Raw genomic sequence first — 16,786 nt, forward strand, 5'->3', positions numbered from 1 at the left:
GGTTGGACGTAGTTGTTTTAGAGCGACTCGGCTGGGCCCGGTTCGATGCTGCCCGGTGCGCCGGCTACGTCGGCACGTGCTGCCGCGCGTGCTTCGCGGCTCGCGCGGCGCCGCTCGGCAAAGAACGATTTGAGCGCGGCGCCACATTCGTTTTCGAGCACGCCGCCGATCACCGTGGTGTGATGATTCAACTGCGGATTCGCGAAGGCGTCGACCACACTGCCGCACGCGCCGGTTTTCGGATCGCGCGCCCCGAACACGACTCGCGCGATGCGCGCATGCATGATCGCGCCGGCGCACATCAGGCACGGCTCGAGCGTCACATAAAGTTCGCAGCCCGGCAAACGGTAGTTCTCGACGGCTTGCGCCGCGGCGCGCAACGCGGCCATTTCCGCATGCGCCGATGGGTCGTGCCCGCCGATCGGATGATTGAAACCGGTCGCAATGACTTCTTCACCGCGCACGAGCACTGCGCCAACGGGCACTTCGCCGGCGGCGCGCGCTTCTTCGGCGGCGGCTTGCGCGAGTGCCATGAAGCGGCGATCGCGCTCCGAGACTTCGGGGACGGTGCAAGATGCGGGCGGTTCGCCAAGGGCAGGATCTAAACCCGCCGAGGTGGCGGCAGCGCCCGAATCCGTCGTTGCCAATTCAGCGGCGCCGCTCACTGAGCGTTGGGAACCCAGCGCATTCAACGCGGCGTGAGACTCGCCAGAGTCTGAACTCGCTACGGCGGAGTGAGCAAGCGGCTCGCTCACTGCGAACCCGCGTCTGCCGTATCGAGGTTGCCCGCGCGCTCGGATAAGCGCTCGGCAATGCGCCGGCAGTATTCGCGCGGCAGAACCAGCGGACCGCCACGCAACGATTCAAGTGCCATATCGAGCGCCAGCATGCGCGCCTGGAGACGGCAACGGGTAGCCCGGTCGCTCACGGCATTCAACTCCGCTTGCAGGTCGCGCAACGCGCGCAACTGCTCGACAGCGGGCGGCACGAAGCCCGCATTCTTCAAAATCCGGTTGGCGACTCGTACTTCCTGGGGGACCAGAGCATCGTCGTCCAGGGAAAGCGGCGCGCCTGCGCCCGGTAACTCGTCGAATTCGCCTCGCGCGGCGGCGGCGGCAATACGCTGTTCGACTAATGCATCAAGCAATCTCATCTGCAATCCACTACGTTGCGGCCCAAGCATTCTATCAGGGCGCGCACGATCGTTCCGCTTCTCGAACCGACGAAACCTCCTACGTTTTCAGATTCTGCGTATTTCAGCACGGACGGTCGAGCGCTAGCCTCAGCGATTCGCGGCTGCGTGTTCGACGCTCCGCGTACCGTCCCCTGTTCCGCGACAAAAAACCTGACAAAACACTTTCATCGAACGACGCAGACGCTCCTTCGCTCGCCGCTCACCAAAGCCACCAACGTTATGCAATTCCGAACGATCAATTCAAGCCGCAACCACGCCGTCATCGCTTTCGACGCCCGCATCGATCCGCATCCCGCCGTGGCACTCGCGCATGCCGGCAAACGCAATCCAAAACGCTGGCTACGCGCGACGCTGGCCGCCATCACCATGACACTCGCGCTATCCGGTTGTGGCGTGTTCTGCGGTGGCGCGGGCGGAAGCGGTGGCGGCTTCGCAGGCGGTTGCGCGACCGGCATGCGGTTCTAGCTCGCCGCCCTTCCGCACGCCGCCCTCACCCAGACAACGCGCGCTACGATTCGGCGCCAGCCAAAGTCCAGCGAGCCAACGCGACATGCCGCGTACGCCCGAGCAAACTGTGCATCAACGCAAACTCACGCACGTTCCAGCAAACCGGCTCAACGGGACGTGCCGCGACCCACGGCATCCCGTACGCTAGCGTGACATGCGGCGTGTAGTGCGCCGCGGATGAAACCGCGCGATCCCCAAAACCGGCGTTCTGCAGCGCACAGCCCAAAGCGTCGTGCAGTACGTGCAGGCCAGCGACACCCTCGCCTCCGCCCAGCACCAGCGGTCCCGGTCGCGGCTTCGACGCAAAGCTGACCGCTGCGTCGAATTCGACGCTAAACGGCTCCATTCTGATCGATGCGGCCGCCTGCATCGCCGCATCGACCCGCTCTTGCGGCAAACCACCCGCGAAATTTCCCAGGTGATGCAAGGTGACATGCAGGCGGCCCGCAGCAAGCGGCTTGCTCCGGGAGCGCGTCTCGCCGCAAAGGTTTTGCGCGAGCTTCGAGATGCTGACCGCAGTGGTCGCATCGGGAAAGACGGCGAAGAACAGGCCATCTGTCGGCGTTGGCGGCGCCTCGAGACCAGGCAGCCAGAGTTGTTCAGGCATGGCGTTCCTGACCGGATAAAGCCGGCATGTCGATGAATCTCCGTTCGTTGTGCGGGCTCACCCGCGTACCTGATCTATGCCGACCGCCCGACTGTGCGAGCTTGCACAATCGCCTTTTATCAACCAATCGTTACTCTTGAGCTAGCGCCGCGTTGCAGGCAAAAAACGCAGCGCAATCCCGCGCACGCCCATTTCCGCTGTAGCGCTTGCGCCCCGCTCGTTCGTCAAATACGCCCCGAAGCCAACGCCCGTTTTCCCATTAAAAAAACCGCTTGCAGTCATGTCTCTCCACGTACGATACTGTACATTCATACAGTATCGGTGGCAACGTGGAACTGCTCAAAAAGCTGGAAGTATTGGCCGACGCCGCGAAGTACGACGCGTCATGCGCAAGCAGCGGCGCGCCCAAACGCGGCTCGCGCGGCACTGCCGGTCTGGGCGCCAGCACCGGCGCGGGCATTTGTCACAGTTTCACGCCTGACGGGCGCTGCGTCTCGCTGCTGAAAATCCTGCTCACCAATTTTTGTTTGTATGACTGCCAGTATTGCGTCAACCGGCGCTCGAGCAACGTGCCGCGCGCGCGCTTCACGCCCGAGGAAGTCGTCGAGCTGACGCTGGATTTCTACCGGCGCAATTACATCGACGGACTGTTTCTGAGCTCCGGAATCATTCGGTCGTCGAACTACACGATGGAACAGCTCGTGCGCGTCGCGCAGTCGCTGCGCGAGGATCATCAGTTTCGCGGCTATGTTCATCTGAAGACGATTCCCGATGCCGATCCGCAGTTGATTGCGCAAGCCGGGCGTTATGCCGACCGTTTGAGCGTGAACATCGAACTGCCTACGGACAGCAGCCTCGCGCGGCTCGCGCCGGAAAAGAACGTCCGCACCATCAAGCTCGCCATGGGCTCGATCCGCCTTGCGCAGGAAGAAGCGCACAGCGACGCCAAGGCGCCGAAGTTCACGCCCGCGGGCCAGAGCACGCAGATGATCGTCGGCGCGGATCAGACGAACGACAGCACGATCTTGCAGACCGCCGCGACGCTCTACGGAGCGTACAAGCTCAAGCGCGTCTACTACTCCGCTTTCAGCCCGATTCCCGACAGCCCTTCCGCATTGCCTGCTCAGGCGCCGCCGTTGTTACGCGAACATCGGCTGTATCAGGCCGATTTCCTGATGCGAGGCTACGGCTTCAGCGCGGACGAACTGTTCGAACAACCCGGCAACCTGTCGCTCGACATCGATCCGAAGCTCGCGTGGGCATTGGCGCATCGCGACCAGTTTCCGGTCGACCTGAACCGCGCGCCGCTGCGCATGATCGCGCGCGTGCCGGGCATCGGCATGCGCAACGCGAAACGCCTGGTCGAGTTACGGCGTTCTCGCCGTGTGCGCTACGAGGATCTCGTGCGGCTGCGTTGTCCGCTGGAAAAGATCAAGCCGTTCGTCGTGACGCAGGACTATCGCGCGGCGCTGCATGACACGTCGTCGGCCCGCTTGCGCCGGGTGTTGGCACCGCCGGTGCAACTGGCGTTGTTGTGAAACGTCGCGATGCGTTCCATTGTTATCGAAGACCATTTCGTCGCCTGGCGCGCCGCCTCGCTCGGCGCTCTGGCCGAAGACCTGGCACCGGAAGCGATTGAATGGCGCGTCAAGCAGGAATCTGAGTTACCGCAAGGGCAGGCGCTGTTCGACTATGGCGCGACGTCCGAGGATGCGGAGCCTCGCTCCACTGCCGTGCGTGTTTCGAAAGAACTGGCGGCGCTCTTGCAAGACGCCGCGCTGTTCCGCGAATCACAGCGCTGGGCGTTTTTGTACAAGGTCCTATGGCGCTGGCACCATGGTGACCGCGCGGTCGCGTCGCCGGCGGACGAAGACGGCGCACGTCTCCATCGCATGGCTAAAAGCGTGCGGCGCGCCAAGCACGACATGATCGCTTACGTGCGGTTTCGCAAGCAGGCGCCGGCGTCGGCATCGACGGTGCAGACACCCGAATATATCGCCTGGTACGAGCCTGAGCATGATGTGCTGGCGTGGGCCGCGGAACACTTCTCGCAACGCATGGGCCGCGCGACCTGGATGATCACCACGCCGCGCGGCGCGGCCTTCTGGGATGGCGAGCAACTGCATCTGGAGCAGCGCCGCGCGTTGCCCGGCGAGCATCGTTGCGATACCGCTGACGAAGCCGAGGCGCTATGGCTCGCCTACTACCGCAGCACGTTCAATCCGGCGCGGTTGAACGAAGCGGCGCTCGAACAGCACATGCCGGTACGCTTCTGGAAAGGCTTGCCGGAGGGTCATCTGATCCCTGCCATGATCAGTGAAGCGAAAAGCGGCGCGCGCCGCGTAGCGCAGGCGAGCGGCGTCGGCGCGCTGGGCGGCAAAACCATTCCGGTCGAAGCGGACATGGCGCAACCGGCCCGCGAGCAACCCTCGTCGCTCGATACCTGCCGGCGTTGCGATCTGTGGCGCAATGCGACGCAAGCGGTCGGGAGTTCGGGGCCGAGCGACGCGCGCATCATGCTGATCGGCGAGCAGCCCGGCGACCAGGAGGATCTGAGTGGTCAGCCGTTCGTCGGGCCGGCGGGGCAATTGCTGGAGACCGCGATCACGCGCGCCGGCCTGTCGCGCGAGCAGGTTTATCTCACCAACGCGGTGAAGCATTTCAAATGGGAACCGCGCGGCAAGCGCAGGCTGCACAAGACGCCGGGACAGCGTGAGATCGAAGCGTGCTCTTACTGGCTCGAGCGGGAGTTACACACAGTGCGTCCGGTGGTGATTGTCACGCTTGGCGCTACCGCGCTCACCGCCTTGCTGCGCGAAAAGGTCAGCCTGAGAGACCATCTCGACGCACCGTTTAGAGTGGAAGGCGGCTGGGGCATCGCCACTTATCATCCGTCGTTCGCGTTACGGCAGCAGACTGATGCAGACCGCGACAAAGTATTGGCCGAGATCAGCAACGCGCTTATCCGGGCGCGTGAGCTGGCCGAATCCGCCGCGCCGACCACAAAGAAACAGCGGCAGTGAATAACAAATGACGCCGCAACGCCCTCTTCCGCGCCGTTAGATCGTTGAATCCATTCCTGCTGAGACGTTGCCGGGGCAAGCGGGCGTTGTATCTGAAAACAAATGCGGATGGTTACTTCAGGTCATTCGATCTATCGAACCGTCCGGGTCAATAAATCGACAAATCCCCGTCAACCAAAATCGGCTCGCAACGAGGACTCACGCGACGCTACGAATGCCCAGCGTCGTCCTGCTGCACCAGCGCAACGACATTCCCGATTCCCTGCCGCGCCATCTTCGTGTAAGGGCAAAACCGTTCGGTGTTGCGAACCAGTTCCTCGGCCACGCCCCGTTCGACACCGGGCAGGCGGATACGGGTCTCCGCGGTCAGGATGAACAGACCGTCCACCGGGTCGCGGCCAAAATCGACGGTGACTTGCACCGAGGCACCGGGAATCGGAATGCTCGCTCGTGCCGCAAGCAGACTCAGCGCGCCATGAAAGCAGGCTGCGTAACCGGCCGCGAATAGCTGCTCCGGATTGGTGCCGTCGCCGGGCCCATCCAGCGCCTGCGGCAATCGCAAGTGGACGACGAGATTGCCGTCGTCGGAACGGGCGATGCCCGACGCTCGACCGTGACCCGCGTCGCCGCCTGTTACGGTGACGGTGGTCGAATACAGCGTTTGGGGGTCTCGCCCGTGATACTTGTCGAGCAGTGTCAGCGGCGGTGGACGCAAGCGGGTCATGGCACGCCTCAACGGCTCGCGGCTTACTGCGCCGACTGCGTGTGGGCGAACCACGCCTCGAACTTCATCGCGCCCAGACGCGGATTGGCCCCCGGAACGAGCGTGTCGTCCTGCAACTTCGCGCCGAAGTAGCGAGCGTGCGGGTCTTCGATCACCTTGCGCGAATCGTGAGTGGCGAGGAGGAAACGCCGCACCATGCCGGCAAGCCGAACGCGTTCCGGGCCCGCGATCTCCGCGATGCCGTTGCGCGGTTCGCCGGCGGCAAAATCCGCGACGGCTGCCGCCACATCGTCGGACGCGATCGGCTGGAAGAATGCCGGAGACAGCCGTATGGTCTGGCCGTCGCTACCCGATTGCGTGATGCCGCCGAGAAATTCGAAGAACTGGGTTGAATGGACGATCGTGTACGGTACGCCCGATTCGCGGATCAGTTTTTCCTGCGCGATCTTGCCGCGAAAATAACCGCTTTCCGCGAGCCGCTCAGTGCCGACGACGGAGAGCGCGACGTGATGCCGTACGCCCGCGGCAATCTCCGCCGCCAACAGATTGCGTCCGGCTGTCTCGAAGAATTCGAGCACGGCGGCATCTTCGAACGACGGCGAATTGGCCAGATCGATCACGACATTCGCACCCGTCAACGCCTCGATCAAACCTTCGCCAGTGATTGTGTCCACGCCCGATGCGGGCGACGCGGCAACGACCGCATGACCGCGCGCGCGAAGATTCCTGATGACCTTACTGCCGATGAGTCCCGTGCCACCGATCACGACGATCTTCACAATGTGTCTCCATGAGGCGGACGTGTGGCTCTCACGCCACCGCCAATTGTTCGACTCCGGCTTTGCATCGCGTCGCGAACGGTACAAGGCAATACAAGCGATAAAAGCGGCATAAGCAGAGCGGACGGATTTGCCGGTGCCTTGCCGGACGTACCGCGATTCACCTGCCGTCCGTACAGAAAACATGGTAGGTACGCACCGCGTCATGCGGTAGAGCCGCAGCGGGACGCACCGTGTTGCATGAAGCGCATCAATCGACGCCAAGGCCATCCAGACGCCATCACTCGACCGTCGCTAACGGCGATCGCGTTGTCATCGTAGTCAGACACTGCAGGTCGAGCGCGCGCGTGTGCTCGGTCATGTAGTCGACGAACACGCGGACCCGCGCAGGAAGCTGCTTGCGGCTGAGATAACAGAGGTAGTGGCCGCCATCCTCCGGCGCGTGCTGTGCGAGACAACTGAGCAACTGCCCGCCGGCCAGCAGGTCGCACACCTGATATGCGGGCAACTGCGCAATGCCCAGCCCGTCCAGCACCGCCTGCACGATCAGATCCGGGTCGTTGAACGTGTGCTGTGCAACGGGCTGGCGCCGCTGCGGGAGGCCGTTCACCTTGAACTCCCATTCACGGATGCGGCCGGACGCGGCCAGGAAGTTGATGCAGCGATGATCCGCCAGTTCATCGATATGCCGTGGCAGCCCGTGTCTTCGTGCATAAGCGGGCGATGCGCACACCAACATCTGCATCGGAATCAACTGGCGCGCCACGATCCCGCTGTCTTCAAGACGCCCGTCGTGAAACGAAACGTCGACGCGGTCGGTCGTGAAGTCGGCGGGTCGATCGTTCAGCAGCAGTTCGAGGGCGATCTCGGGATAGCGCGTGTGAAAGCCTCGCAGCAGCGGCGCGACGATCTTGCGGCCGAAGCCCGGTGCCGAGACGATGCGCAGATGGCCGCGCGGCGGCCCGTTGCGCAGCTCCCGCATGTCTTCCAGCGCCTGGGCGATGCGTTCGATGCCAGGCTGACAGTTCTCGTAGAACAGCTCGCCCTCGCGCGTCAACGACGTGCTACGCGTGGTGCGCAGAAACAGGCGCGCGTCGAGCAGGGCCTCGAGTTTCTGCACGTTGCGGCTAACGGAGGACCGCCCGATGCCGAGTCGATCGCCCGCGCGGGCGAAGCTGCCTTCGTTGGCAACGGCGAGAAAAGAAACGACGCCGGCGTAGCTGGTCGCGAAACTGCTTGCGAACGGGTCGGCGGCGCCAGCGATGCGGCGGCGTGATGGGTCGTCTGACATGGAAGCGCGGTTAGTGAAGTCCATAGCGACTAGACGTATCAGCGCTGCTGTTTGTGACACGGTCCGCCATTTTTTAAACCGAAGGCCGCGCGCTAGGGCGGCTATTTCTCCGGTACGAGAACCGGCGCGCCCTTATCCTTCAGCAGTAGCACGAGAAACCTGGCCGGCTTTGTCTGGCTCGCGTTGCGTCCGACCGTGTGGACATCGTTTGGACCTTCGTAGAAGGTCTGTCCGGGTGTCAACGTGACTTCCTTGCCGCCCTTGACCTGCATCACGATCGATCCTTCCAGCACATAGATAAACCCGTGCGCATGATGCCGATGGACGGGGTCGACCGCGCCCGGCGGATACTCGACGGTGATCATCAGGGCTTCCTTGCCCGGATAGTCGTCAAGAGGCTGCGTCATCAACGGCGTGACGATGGCGGCGGGCGCCTCGGCACGGGCCACGCTCAGCGACGTGCTCAACGACGCGCTCACGGCGACGAGCGCGGCCAGAGCCGTATTTCCCAAACGAAGCATGATAGTGTGTCCCAGAGTAACGCGGCCCGCTCGCGCGGGCCTGAACTGGACAAAGACGAACGCGTCTGCTCAGACGAGGTTCGCCTTGTCCAGGCCGAATGCCTTGTCGGATGAACCCGGCACCGTCTTGAACGCGACGTTCGCGCGGTTCCATCCGTTGATCGCCATCACTTCGAACGTCAGGTCCGAGAGTTCCTTTTCGGAGAACTGGGTACGCACGCGCTCGTAGAGCTCGTCGGGCACGCCGTGCTCGGGAAGCCGGGTCAGCACTTCCGTCCACGCCAGCGCGGCGCGTTCGCGCGGCGCGAAAAGCGTCGATTCGCGCCACGTCGCGAGGTGATGGACACGCAACTCGCGCTCGCCGTGCAGGCGTGCTTCCTTCACGTGCATGTCCAGACAGAATCCACAGCCATTGAGCTGCGACGCCCGGATCGACACCAGGTCACGGATCGATTCTTCGATTGTGCTGTCTTTCAGCAGATTGCTGAGTTCGAAAAACTTCTTGAACAGTTCCGGCGATTGCTGCACATAGTTGATACGCTGCGTCATGTTTTCTCCTGGCGACGATGAGCGGCCACCCCGCCTCGCGGGTGCCATTAGCGGCACTGAGCCGCACAAAGTCATCGTAGGCGGGCGCGTGATGTCAGGGTAGCCACGGGAACGAGCTCACCATGTTGTCCGCGCGGCACCAATCGACGCGTCGAGCCGCGCCCGCTCTGAGGAGAAGCAGCGTTCAGCCGTTGGCGTGTGCCGCCGCGATGCGCGCGAGCTTGTCAGGGTTGCGCTGCACATGAATACGGACGATACGCTCGCCGTCCGTTTCGAACGACTGTGCCGATTCGAGTTCGCCCTCGATAAACCGCAGCAGCGCCCATTGGCCGTTGAGCATTACGAGCTTGACGCTCAGTTCGTCGCCATAACGCCGGTGCGACGCGTAGAACAGTTGTGCGATGCGCTGGCCGCCCGCCATCGGCTCCGGGAAGCTCTGGACTTTGCCGCCGCCGTCGCCGATCAGCTTTGCGTCTTCGGCCAGCAATGCGTTGATCGCGTGAAAGTCGCCGCGCTGCAGCGCCTGCACGAATGTTCGCAGCAGGCGCAGATGCGTTTCGCGCGGCACCTCGGAGCGCGGACGATCGTCGCGCAACTGCGCTTTTGCGCGGCTGACCAGCTGACGGCACGCCGCCTCCGTCTTGCCGATGGCTCGTGCGACTTCGTCATAGTCGGCGTCGAATACCTCGCGCAGCAGGAACGCCGCCCGGGCATCAGGCGTAAGCCGCTCGAGCAGCACCAGAAAAGCCACGGAGACGTCGTCGGCGCGCTCCGTGGCCTCCTCCGGCGTAGCCGGGAATTCGGTCATCTCGGGTTCGGGCAACCAGATGCCCGCGTAGTGTTCGCGTTGAATCTTGGCCGCGCGCAGACGGTCGATGGACATTCGCGTCGTGACCGCGACCAGCCACGCCTCCGCGTTGTCGATGGCTTCGCGGGCTGTTGCATGCCAACGCAGCCAGACGTCCTGCACGATATCTTCGGCCTCGGCAACGGACCCCAGCATTCGATACGCGATTTTCTGCAATCGCGGGCGCAGCCCGTTAAAGGCAAGTACGTCGTCGTCCATGCACCGGCTTCCTATTTTTCCCGCAGCGACGTGACATATTGTTTGGCCGCTTCGTTGCCATGCGCGAGCGCCCGTGACGCAAGAGAAAATCCCACCTGAGTTTCATGGGCGACAGCGCTGCGATCTTCATCGAAAACTTTTGCCGCGCGCCGCAGATGCTGCGCCGCCTGGCCATGAAGTTCCGACGCCGCCGCATGATGTTGCGCGGCAGTCAGGCCGCTATCGACGGAGCCTGCCGGCAATGGAGCGCCTGAATGTTTGGCGGCGAGATTGGATTCCTCGACGGCATACAGTGCATGGCCTTGCGCCAACACGGCCTGATGCGCGGCGTGATCGTAATTTTTGGCCGCCTCGTAGTACTGCGATGCCTCCCGATGAAAGCGCGCTGCCTGCTCGTGATGCGATGCAGCAGCATCGAGATGTACTTTTTTACCCTGCTTCGTATTCATGGCGGATCCTCCAGGAGTGGCGTCGCTCTGCAGCAATGCCGGAGACGCTCGAAGCCGACCGGTACAGGCCTGATTGGCGAGAGCGTCTCGCGCCGAATGCATGGCTTGTTCTAATCGATGTTGCAGTTCACCGCGAACAAATACTACCTGAAAATATGCGCGCAACCCGGCCTCATCCGGCGTGTGTGATGGGTGTTGGATGTCGCTCCGCTCGTGCTCCTCGCCCGTAACGCGCCAGTGGATCTCTACGTTGCGTGGGGCCGCCCTCGTGCCTCGCGCAGGCTGTCACGACTTCTTCGTTCGCGGTAGCGCCGCGTTCAGAAACGGATTGAAGGTGCCCGAACCGGCCGGCGTGTCGGCTTTGTTCGAACGACGTCGCTTGCCTGATTGTGTGCTGCCGGACAATTGCGCCAGCAGTTCATCCGCGTCGGCGTCTTCGTCTGCGTCTGCGTCTTCGTCTGCGTCGGCGGTTTTTTTGCTTCTGGCGCGCCGCGGTTCAGCCTCTTTGGCAGTTTCGCTCGCAGCGCCAGCCGAAAGCGCTGCTTGCGCGATATGTTCGATCACCGTCATGAACGACGTCGAAGCCGACTGCAGGCCATCGCCCGGAAGCATTGTCCGTACGACGATTTCATGCAGCGAGCGGCCATCGACGGAACGGACTCGCGGGTTGCCTTGCCAGGCGGCATCCGCCTGCGCGAACGCGCCAATGACGCGCTCCAGCACCGCCGGCGACAGAACGCCGCCGTCGTAGAGGCTGATAACCACCCGCTCGAAAATTCCAAATGCAGTTGATGGAGAAGCTTTCGGCACGACTTCTTACTCCTTGAGAGTCCGTTATTGATCGTCTTGCAGCCAGGCGGCCTTACCCCTGAACTGAACTCCGGACGCGGCGCCGTTACAGGAACACCCGTTGCTCGGGTGGTCTGCACTCAGCACACACATGCATTCGCGCGACATACCCATGAAACAGATCGGCGACCTACGTATCGGTATTTCCGGTTGGCGCTACAAAGGATGGAGAGATAGCTTCTATCCCCGCGGGCTGAAACAGGCCGCCGAATTGCAGTACGCGTCGTCGCTGTTCCAGAGCATCGAAATCAATGGTACGCATTACAGCCTTCAGTCGCTCGACAGCTGGCGGCATTGGTATGCCGAAACGCCTGCCGACTTCATCTTCAGCGTGAAGGGCGCGCGGTATCTGACGCATCTCCTGCGTTTTCGCGACGACAGCGCGCAAGTCGCCAGCGCCAACTTTTTCGCGCAGGGCCTGCTCGCCCTGAATGAAAAGCTAGGGCCTATTCTGTGGCAGTTCCCGCCTTCGTTCCGCTTTGAACCGGCGGCCATGGAACGCTTTTTACGTTTCCTGCCTCGCGACACCGCGGCTGCGCTCTCTCTCGCGGAGCAACACGATGCGCGAGTCAAGACGCCTTACCTCGAAATGGACCGCAAGCGCAGACTGCGCCATGCCGTCGAGATACGCCACCCCAGTTTTATGGACCCTGTCTTCATCGAGTTGCTCAGACAGTACGACACCGCGCTGGTTGTTTCCGACTCGACCGAATCGTGGCCGCTGGCGGAAGACGTGACCGCTGACTTCGTTTACATCCGCTTGCACGGCACCGAATCGCGGTATTCCGGCGCCTACGCGGACGAAGCGCTTGACGACTGGGCCGCCCGGATCGACGCATGGCGCCGCGGTTCGCAGCCGGCGGATGCGCGGCTAATCGCGCCGCATCTTCATCCACCGGCTCGGACGCGGCGGGACGTGTACTGCTATTTCGACAACGACGCCAAAACACATGCGCCCTTCGACGCGCAGCGGTTGATTGAACGGCTCGGCTTACAAGCAGTGCATTCGGCGGCGTAAGCGGAAGCCACGCTTTCAGCGTGGACCGCAAGCATCAGCTCGATGAGCGTTCGCGCTTACCGCTCGGCTTGTCCGCGTGTTGAAGGGCCGTGACAATCGCGTCATACACGCGTTGCCGCGTTGCAGGATCAGGAGCGCGCAACGCGAACGACGGATGATATGTCGCGACAACCGTCCGCCCGCCGCGCTCGATCGTTTTGCCGAGCACGTCCTGTTGCCGGGCGTGCGTTGTATGTGGAGCGGCAAACGTGCGAGCGTGAAAGGATGGAGTGCCTGCTATCCGACAGCGCCACGATTTACCTTGGAGCAAGGCACAGGCCCGGCGCACCCTGCCGCTATTCAAAGCGGCATGCATCTTGCGCAAGAGGTCAAACATCTCCGGTTCTGGCCGGCTGCATTCTTGCATGGGAGACGGCATGACCACGCTAAAAATCGAACGCCTGCGTCCCACTCAACTGACGCACGGCGCGCGGGAGGTCCGCGACAAAATCAGGCAATACAAAGCGCTGAGCGGGCACGATCTGGAGATGGCCATCGCTGAGAAACCGATACCCGTGGTCTACGGTCCCGGTGACACGCCGTTCGCGATCGACCATCATCACGTGGCCGCCGCGCTCTGGCACGTGGGCGTCAAGTCCGTGCCGGTCGTTCTGGTGAGGGATCTTTCCTCTTATTCGAAGGCTTCCTTCTGGCTTAGTATGGAAAACGAACGGTGGACGTACCCGTTCGACGCTGAAGGCAAACGTCGGCCGTTTTCCGATTTGCCGGAACACATCTGGGCGCTGCTCGATGACGAGTACCGCAGCCTCGCGGCAGCAGTTCGCGACGCCGGCGGTTACGAGAAAACCAATGTCCCGCTGGAAGAATTCCGCTGGGCCGACTTCTTCCGCTCGAATCTGCCGCGACCGGACAGTGACGAGAAATTCGCCGCGCTAGTGGACGAAGCGATCAGGCTGGCCAAGACCCACGCGGCGCTGGGACTGCCCGGCTACCTCGGTCAGGACACGGACGGCTAGTCTCTGTCCAAAACAAACCGGCCCGTGTAAGCAGGATGGAGAACCAATCGAATGAAACTCGTCTACTGGAATGTTCAATGGGGACGCGGCGTGGACGGCCGGGTCGACCTTGCCCGCATCCTGCGCGAAGCGCGCGCGCTGTGCGATTTCGATGCGTCAGTTCGGCAATGCGATCGTGACGCGCTTGCCCGTCAGGCAGGTGTTGCGTCACTCCCTGCCCTGGCCCGCGGATCCCGCGAAACCGTCGATGATGAGGGTCGCACTCGAAGCCGTGATCGATACCGATATCGGTGCAATCCGGGTGATCTCCACGCACCTCGAGTTCTATTCGGAGAAACAGCGTTTCGCGCAACTCGCCAGATTGCGCGAACTGCACAGGGAAGCGTGCAATCACGCGCGAGCGCCCGCCAAGGCGGAAAAAATCGACAGCCCGTTTTCCGACACCGCGCGACCGATGAGCGCGGTTGTCTGTGGTGACTTTAACAGTGCCTTCGAAAGCAGCGCGTACTGCCGGATGCTTGAACCGATTGCCGATGCCCCGCGTTTTATCGATGCGTGGGCCAGCGCGCACCCTCGCGCGCCGCGTGCCCCGACAGCGGGTTTGTATGACCACGAGCAGTGGCCGGAGGGTCCATTCGCCTGCGATTTCATCTTCGTCACGGAGGATCTGACATCACGCATTGCGGCCTGCGAGGTCGATGCGGTCAGCGAGGCCTCGGATCATCAGCCGATGTGGCTCGAATTGCACTAGGCCCTGACGAGGCAGGTATATCCCAGGTCCCAGCGGCTCGGAAATTGCTCGCCCTGAAGACACTGAAGCGACGAGCCGGCGGGAGAACAGCATGGAATACCAGCAACGCAACGCAGGCGCGCGATCCAGCCGATCAGGCGGCGCAGTGGCCGTCATGAAGGACGCCGTCGAGCGATTTTCGTCGGACCGGTGCGCGATGATGGGCGCGAGCATCGGCTTCTACTCCGCGTTCTCGCTGGCTCCGACTTTACTGATCGTCCTCGCGATTACGGGCTGGTTCGTCGGCCGCGACATCGCGCAGGGGCGATTTTTTGGTCAGATCAGGCAGTTGCTCGGCAACGACGCCGCCACCGCGATGCAGGCTGTCGTCGAACACGCGCATCGTTCGAATGGCAGCGGCATGGCTGCGGCGTTCTCTGTCGTGCTGCTTCTCGTCGGGGCTTCGGCGACATTTTCCTGCCTGAATACAGCACTCGATGTCGTCTTTGCCGCGAAATCACCTAAAGGCCTTGCCGGTCTCGCGTGGGTGATCCGGGCGCGGCTCGTCTCGCTCGGCCTGCTTATGGGACTCAGTTTTCTGCTGGTGGTCTCGCTGGTCCTCGACGCCGCATTACAGACGGCCGGCAGTGCCGTTTTCGGCAACTCGACGCTCAGCGTCGTTGCCGACGTCGCGCAATCTGTTTTCGGCCTCGTGATACTGACTTTCGGACTCGGTGCGCTGATCAAGTGGCTCCCCGACAAGCGGGTCAACTTTCGTTCCGCGTTGATCGGCGGCGCCGTCGCGGCGTTGCTGTTTACCGTGGGCAGGCACCTGTTCGGTTTCTATCTCGCGCATGCGGGAACGGCGGGCGCATTCGGCGCGGCAGGCTCACTCGCTGTGTTGATGATGTGGCTATATTTTTGCGCCATCGTTTTTCTTTTCGGCGCGGAGGTCACGGCTTCGCTGTGTCAAACGCCGAAAGACGGCAATGCGGCGGACGTCAAGGCCCGCTTGAACGCTGCACATTGAAGCGCTCTTGCAAAACGGACGATGCGAAACTGACATTGAAAGCGGCGAGTGCGCGGCGTCGGTTCCGCGCACGCGAGCCGCGTTAGCGCGAGGCGATCTCATCGATGCTCGTAAAGCAGTTCGGATCGTCCGAGCACCCAGCGAGCACCAACTGCGAGGCGTGCATGCCAAACGCCATCGCAGCGACGGGGCTACCGCTTCGCTCGACGCGCCGTCTTCGCATCATCGCCGGCCACGTCCTGCAGTTGCTCTTCCGGCGCGCTGCGCCCGCCTCGCTCCCGTTCCGCGGATTGATCGGCGCTCGGATCAGCACTGTCGGGCGAATCGTCACCCTCGGCTTCGATCTGTCTGCGCGCTTCCTCCCAATGCTTTTCCGCGTTGTTGTCCGGCGACGGATCGTTTTCCCAGAGCTGATACGCCCGGGTACGAATGCGGGCTTCGAGATCGTTGTCCATGCTGCGTTTCTCCGTAAAAAATGGTTGCCGCTGTGCGCTATGAATGGCCTGCGGCGATGCGAGCCGGTGTCACTGCGGGTCCGGCTGCGTGAAAAGAACGGCAGTGACAGGGCGAGCAAAGCCCATACCCGCACGGCTCTCGACACATGGCGGTGTTGGCGCGTCAGCAGTGAGCGACGTCGCTGCCTGGCGGGCATACCGTGATCGATCACATAGGTATGTCGCGGATGTAGCAATATTCACGCGGCGTCCAATGTTTTGCTCAAGTTGCACTGCAGCGTAAAAATTCGCGCCTAAGCGTGTTTCTTCTATAAACCGCTAAGGGGTCGATGGTTGCCCTATGCCTTGACTGACCATTCGCATAATGGCAATGACACGCCAAACCATAGTATCGACAAGAGATTCAGCGGAGCCTGGCGCACAGATCATCGGCGATTCCGGCGCGCAATCCTAACGTTCGGCGACCTTGCGGACTATAACGGTACTCATACAGTGAACGTCCCGGGAGCAGCCGAGCGGCTTAAGCCCCTGCCCCGCACGACTGGTCATTCGGAGTTCAGAATGCAATCGACCGACGAGCAAATCGCAATGCCACCGGACGAACCCGCCACGAAACAAATGGCGGTTGGAAACAGCACCCCGGGGCAACACGATCGTTACCGGCTCACCGTGCGCGCAAAGGCAGGGGATCTGAGGGTCGTTGCCGCGTGGCAGGTTCTCGGTTGCGAGGCACCACAGGCGGACCACGTCCGGATCCGTGTGGATCGCCGTCACTGCTACGAAGAAATGACCATAACGTTCACTGCGGTGTCGCCGGATACACTCGCGGCGATGGTGGGCCGGCTGGTCGCACTCCCGTGGGCGCTCGACGCGTACTTTTGTCCCTGTGCGTTAGCACAGGCGTAGAGCTTCCCATCCGGGAGCGGCCGTCAGGCGAATATCTGGCGCGCGCGTCGGTTGGCTCCCGCGCCCGTGTC

Annotated in this window: 19 protein-coding genes and 2 pseudogenes; 8 read left to right on the plus strand and 13 right to left on the minus strand. The window is 62.5% G+C overall.

Translation table 11 applies throughout. The annotated features are described in order from the left end of the window. Positions 1 to 17: 17 nt before the first annotated feature. Together tadA and BPHYT_RS11585 are read right to left on the minus strand one after the other, a co-directional pair. The gene (gene tadA / locus BPHYT_RS11580; protein ID WP_407669129.1) at positions 18 to 647 is read right to left on the minus strand and encodes a tRNA adenosine(34) deaminase TadA; all 630 of its coding nucleotides are present in this window, start codon (positions 645 to 647) and stop codon (positions 18 to 20) included. A gap of 104 nt (positions 648 to 751) precedes the next feature. Beyond that, positions 752 to 1,153, minus strand: a complete 402-nt coding sequence (locus tag BPHYT_RS11585) for a DnaJ family domain-containing protein (protein ID WP_012433331.1) — start codon at positions 1,151 to 1,153, stop codon at positions 752 to 754. A gap of 261 nt (positions 1,154 to 1,414) precedes the next feature. Here BPHYT_RS11585 and BPHYT_RS11590 point away from each other — a divergent pair, with 261 nt between their 5' ends. Further along, on the plus strand, positions 1,415 to 1,660 hold the full coding sequence (locus BPHYT_RS11590) for a hypothetical protein (RefSeq protein ID WP_012433332.1): 246 nt from the start codon (positions 1,415 to 1,417) through the stop codon (positions 1,658 to 1,660). Positions 1,661 to 1,703: 43 nt separating this feature from the next. Here the strand turns inward: BPHYT_RS11590 and BPHYT_RS11595 are convergent, their stop codons facing one another. Beyond that, positions 1,704 to 2,309: a 2'-5' RNA ligase family protein gene (locus tag BPHYT_RS11595; protein WP_012433333.1), complete on the minus strand. Its 606-nt coding sequence runs from the start codon at positions 2,307 to 2,309 to the stop codon at positions 1,704 to 1,706. Between the two features lie 329 nt (positions 2,310 to 2,638). Between BPHYT_RS11595 and BPHYT_RS11600 the strand changes: the two genes are divergently transcribed. Next, entirely contained in the window at positions 2,639 to 3,847 is a 1,209-nt protein-coding gene (locus BPHYT_RS11600; RefSeq protein WP_012433334.1) for a putative DNA modification/repair radical SAM protein, read from the plus strand. A 9-nt stretch (positions 3,848 to 3,856) separates the two neighbouring features. Next, a complete protein-coding gene (locus BPHYT_RS11605) occupies positions 3,857 to 5,332 on the plus strand; it encodes a UdgX family uracil-DNA binding protein (RefSeq protein ID WP_012433335.1) in 1,476 nt (491 codons plus the stop codon). A 208-nt stretch (positions 5,333 to 5,540) separates the two neighbouring features. Here BPHYT_RS11605 and BPHYT_RS11610 read toward each other — a convergent pair whose 3' ends face one another. From BPHYT_RS11610 to BPHYT_RS11645, 8 genes are all read right to left on the minus strand, one after another. Then, positions 5,541 to 6,056 carry an Ohr family peroxiredoxin gene (locus BPHYT_RS11610; RefSeq protein WP_012433336.1) on the minus strand — a complete coding sequence of 172 codons (516 nt, stop codon included), beginning with the start codon at positions 6,054 to 6,056 and terminating at the stop codon, positions 5,541 to 5,543. A 23-nt stretch (positions 6,057 to 6,079) separates the two neighbouring features. Further along, the gene (locus tag BPHYT_RS11615) at positions 6,080 to 6,835 is read right to left on the minus strand and encodes an SDR family oxidoreductase (RefSeq protein WP_012433337.1); all 756 of its coding nucleotides are present in this window, start codon (positions 6,833 to 6,835) and stop codon (positions 6,080 to 6,082) included. Between the two features lie 280 nt (positions 6,836 to 7,115). After that, positions 7,116 to 8,126 (minus strand): LysR family transcriptional regulator, encoded by a 1,011-nt coding sequence (locus BPHYT_RS11620; RefSeq protein ID WP_041758451.1) that lies wholly within the window; start codon positions 8,124 to 8,126, stop codon positions 7,116 to 7,118. 101 nt (positions 8,127 to 8,227) lie between these two features. Beyond that, positions 8,228 to 8,647, minus strand: a complete 420-nt coding sequence (locus BPHYT_RS11625; protein ID WP_012433339.1) for a cupin domain-containing protein — start codon at positions 8,645 to 8,647, stop codon at positions 8,228 to 8,230. Between the two features lie 69 nt (positions 8,648 to 8,716). Beyond that, entirely contained in the window at positions 8,717 to 9,196 is a 480-nt protein-coding gene (locus tag BPHYT_RS11630) for a carboxymuconolactone decarboxylase family protein (RefSeq protein ID WP_012433340.1), read from the minus strand. Between the two features lie 184 nt (positions 9,197 to 9,380). Further along, entirely contained in the window at positions 9,381 to 10,262 is an 882-nt protein-coding gene (locus tag BPHYT_RS11635; RefSeq protein ID WP_012433341.1) for an RNA polymerase sigma-70 factor, read from the minus strand. An 11-nt stretch (positions 10,263 to 10,273) separates the two neighbouring features. Further along, the gene (locus BPHYT_RS11640) at positions 10,274 to 10,747 is read right to left on the minus strand and encodes a hypothetical protein (RefSeq protein WP_238535589.1); all 474 of its coding nucleotides are present in this window, start codon (positions 10,745 to 10,747) and stop codon (positions 10,274 to 10,276) included. Between the two features lie 249 nt (positions 10,748 to 10,996). Continuing rightward, on the minus strand, positions 10,997 to 11,521 hold the full coding sequence (locus tag BPHYT_RS11645; protein ID WP_012433343.1) for a hypothetical protein: 525 nt from the start codon (positions 11,519 to 11,521) through the stop codon (positions 10,997 to 10,999). Positions 11,522 to 11,672: 151 nt separating this feature from the next. On the opposite strand from BPHYT_RS11645, the gene BPHYT_RS11650 reads away from it, so the two are divergent. Then, positions 11,673 to 12,578: a DUF72 domain-containing protein gene (locus BPHYT_RS11650; protein WP_041758454.1), complete on the plus strand. Its 906-nt coding sequence runs from the start codon at positions 11,673 to 11,675 to the stop codon at positions 12,576 to 12,578. A 34-nt stretch (positions 12,579 to 12,612) separates the two neighbouring features. On the opposite strand, the pseudogene BPHYT_RS39095 reads toward BPHYT_RS11650, so the two are convergent. After that, positions 12,613 to 12,804, minus strand: a pseudogene (locus BPHYT_RS39095) (uracil-DNA glycosylase); the annotation flags it as partial. 190 nt (positions 12,805 to 12,994) lie between these two features. On the opposite strand from BPHYT_RS39095, the gene BPHYT_RS11655 reads away from it, so the two are divergent. The 3 genes and pseudogenes from BPHYT_RS11655 (at position 12,995) to BPHYT_RS11665 (ending at position 15,354) form a co-directional block, all read left to right on the plus strand. Continuing rightward, complete coding sequence (locus BPHYT_RS11655; protein WP_012433345.1) at positions 12,995 to 13,594, plus strand: ParB-like protein; 600 nt, start codon at positions 12,995 to 12,997, stop codon at positions 13,592 to 13,594. Positions 13,595 to 13,645: 51 nt separating this feature from the next. Beyond that, positions 13,646 to 14,345 (plus strand): annotated as a pseudogene (locus tag BPHYT_RS11660) (endonuclease/exonuclease/phosphatase family protein). Between the two features lie 91 nt (positions 14,346 to 14,436). Then, positions 14,437 to 15,354: a YihY/virulence factor BrkB family protein gene (locus BPHYT_RS11665; RefSeq protein WP_012433347.1), complete on the plus strand. Its 918-nt coding sequence runs from the start codon at positions 14,437 to 14,439 to the stop codon at positions 15,352 to 15,354. A gap of 191 nt (positions 15,355 to 15,545) precedes the next feature. On the opposite strand, the gene BPHYT_RS11670 is transcribed toward BPHYT_RS11665, so the two are convergent. Then, on the minus strand, positions 15,546 to 15,809 hold the full coding sequence (locus BPHYT_RS11670) for a DUF2934 domain-containing protein (RefSeq protein WP_012433348.1): 264 nt from the start codon (positions 15,807 to 15,809) through the stop codon (positions 15,546 to 15,548). A gap of 561 nt (positions 15,810 to 16,370) precedes the next feature. Between BPHYT_RS11670 and BPHYT_RS11675 the strand changes: the two genes are divergently transcribed. Continuing rightward, entirely contained in the window at positions 16,371 to 16,715 is a 345-nt protein-coding gene (locus BPHYT_RS11675; protein WP_012433349.1) for a hypothetical protein, read from the plus strand. Positions 16,716 to 16,786 lie beyond the last annotated feature (71 nt).

The organism is Paraburkholderia phytofirmans PsJN (genome assembly GCF_000020125.1).
Classification (GTDB): domain Bacteria; phylum Pseudomonadota; class Gammaproteobacteria; order Burkholderiales; family Burkholderiaceae; genus Paraburkholderia; species Paraburkholderia phytofirmans.

Bases quoted from the DNA above. Each gene is read 5' to 3' on its own strand.
- BPHYT_RS11655 (WP_012433345.1), top strand. From the start codon at position 12,995: ATGACCACGCTAAAAATCGAACGCCTGCGTCCCACTCAACTGACGCAC.
- BPHYT_RS11635 (WP_012433341.1), bottom strand. From the start codon at position 10,262: ATGGACGACGACGTACTTGCCTTTAACGGGCTGCGCCCGCGATTGCAG.
- BPHYT_RS11595 (WP_012433333.1), bottom strand. From the start codon at position 2,309: ATGCCTGAACAACTCTGGCTGCCTGGTCTCGAGGCGCCGCCAACGCCG.
- BPHYT_RS11625 (WP_012433339.1), bottom strand. From the start codon at position 8,647: ATGCTTCGTTTGGGAAATACGGCTCTGGCCGCGCTCGTCGCCGTGAGC.
- BPHYT_RS11675 (WP_012433349.1), top strand. From the start codon at position 16,371: ATGCAATCGACCGACGAGCAAATCGCAATGCCACCGGACGAACCCGCC.
- BPHYT_RS11670 (WP_012433348.1), bottom strand. From the start codon at position 15,809: ATGGACAACGATCTCGAAGCCCGCATTCGTACCCGGGCGTATCAGCTC.
- BPHYT_RS11585 (WP_012433331.1), bottom strand. From the start codon at position 1,153: ATGAGATTGCTTGATGCATTAGTCGAACAGCGTATTGCCGCCGCCGCC.
- BPHYT_RS11650 (WP_041758454.1), top strand. From the start codon at position 11,673: ATGAAACAGATCGGCGACCTACGTATCGGTATTTCCGGTTGGCGCTAC.
- BPHYT_RS11610 (WP_012433336.1), bottom strand. From the start codon at position 6,056: ATGACCCGCTTGCGTCCACCGCCGCTGACACTGCTCGACAAGTATCAC.
- BPHYT_RS11630 (WP_012433340.1), bottom strand. From the start codon at position 9,196: ATGACGCAGCGTATCAACTATGTGCAGCAATCGCCGGAACTGTTCAAG.
- BPHYT_RS11665 (WP_012433347.1), top strand. From the start codon at position 14,437: ATGGAATACCAGCAACGCAACGCAGGCGCGCGATCCAGCCGATCAGGC.
- BPHYT_RS11605 (WP_012433335.1), top strand. From the start codon at position 3,857: ATGCGTTCCATTGTTATCGAAGACCATTTCGTCGCCTGGCGCGCCGCC.
- BPHYT_RS11590 (WP_012433332.1), top strand. From the start codon at position 1,415: ATGCAATTCCGAACGATCAATTCAAGCCGCAACCACGCCGTCATCGCT.
- BPHYT_RS11620 (WP_041758451.1), bottom strand. From the start codon at position 8,126: ATGTCAGACGACCCATCACGCCGCCGCATCGCTGGCGCCGCCGACCCG.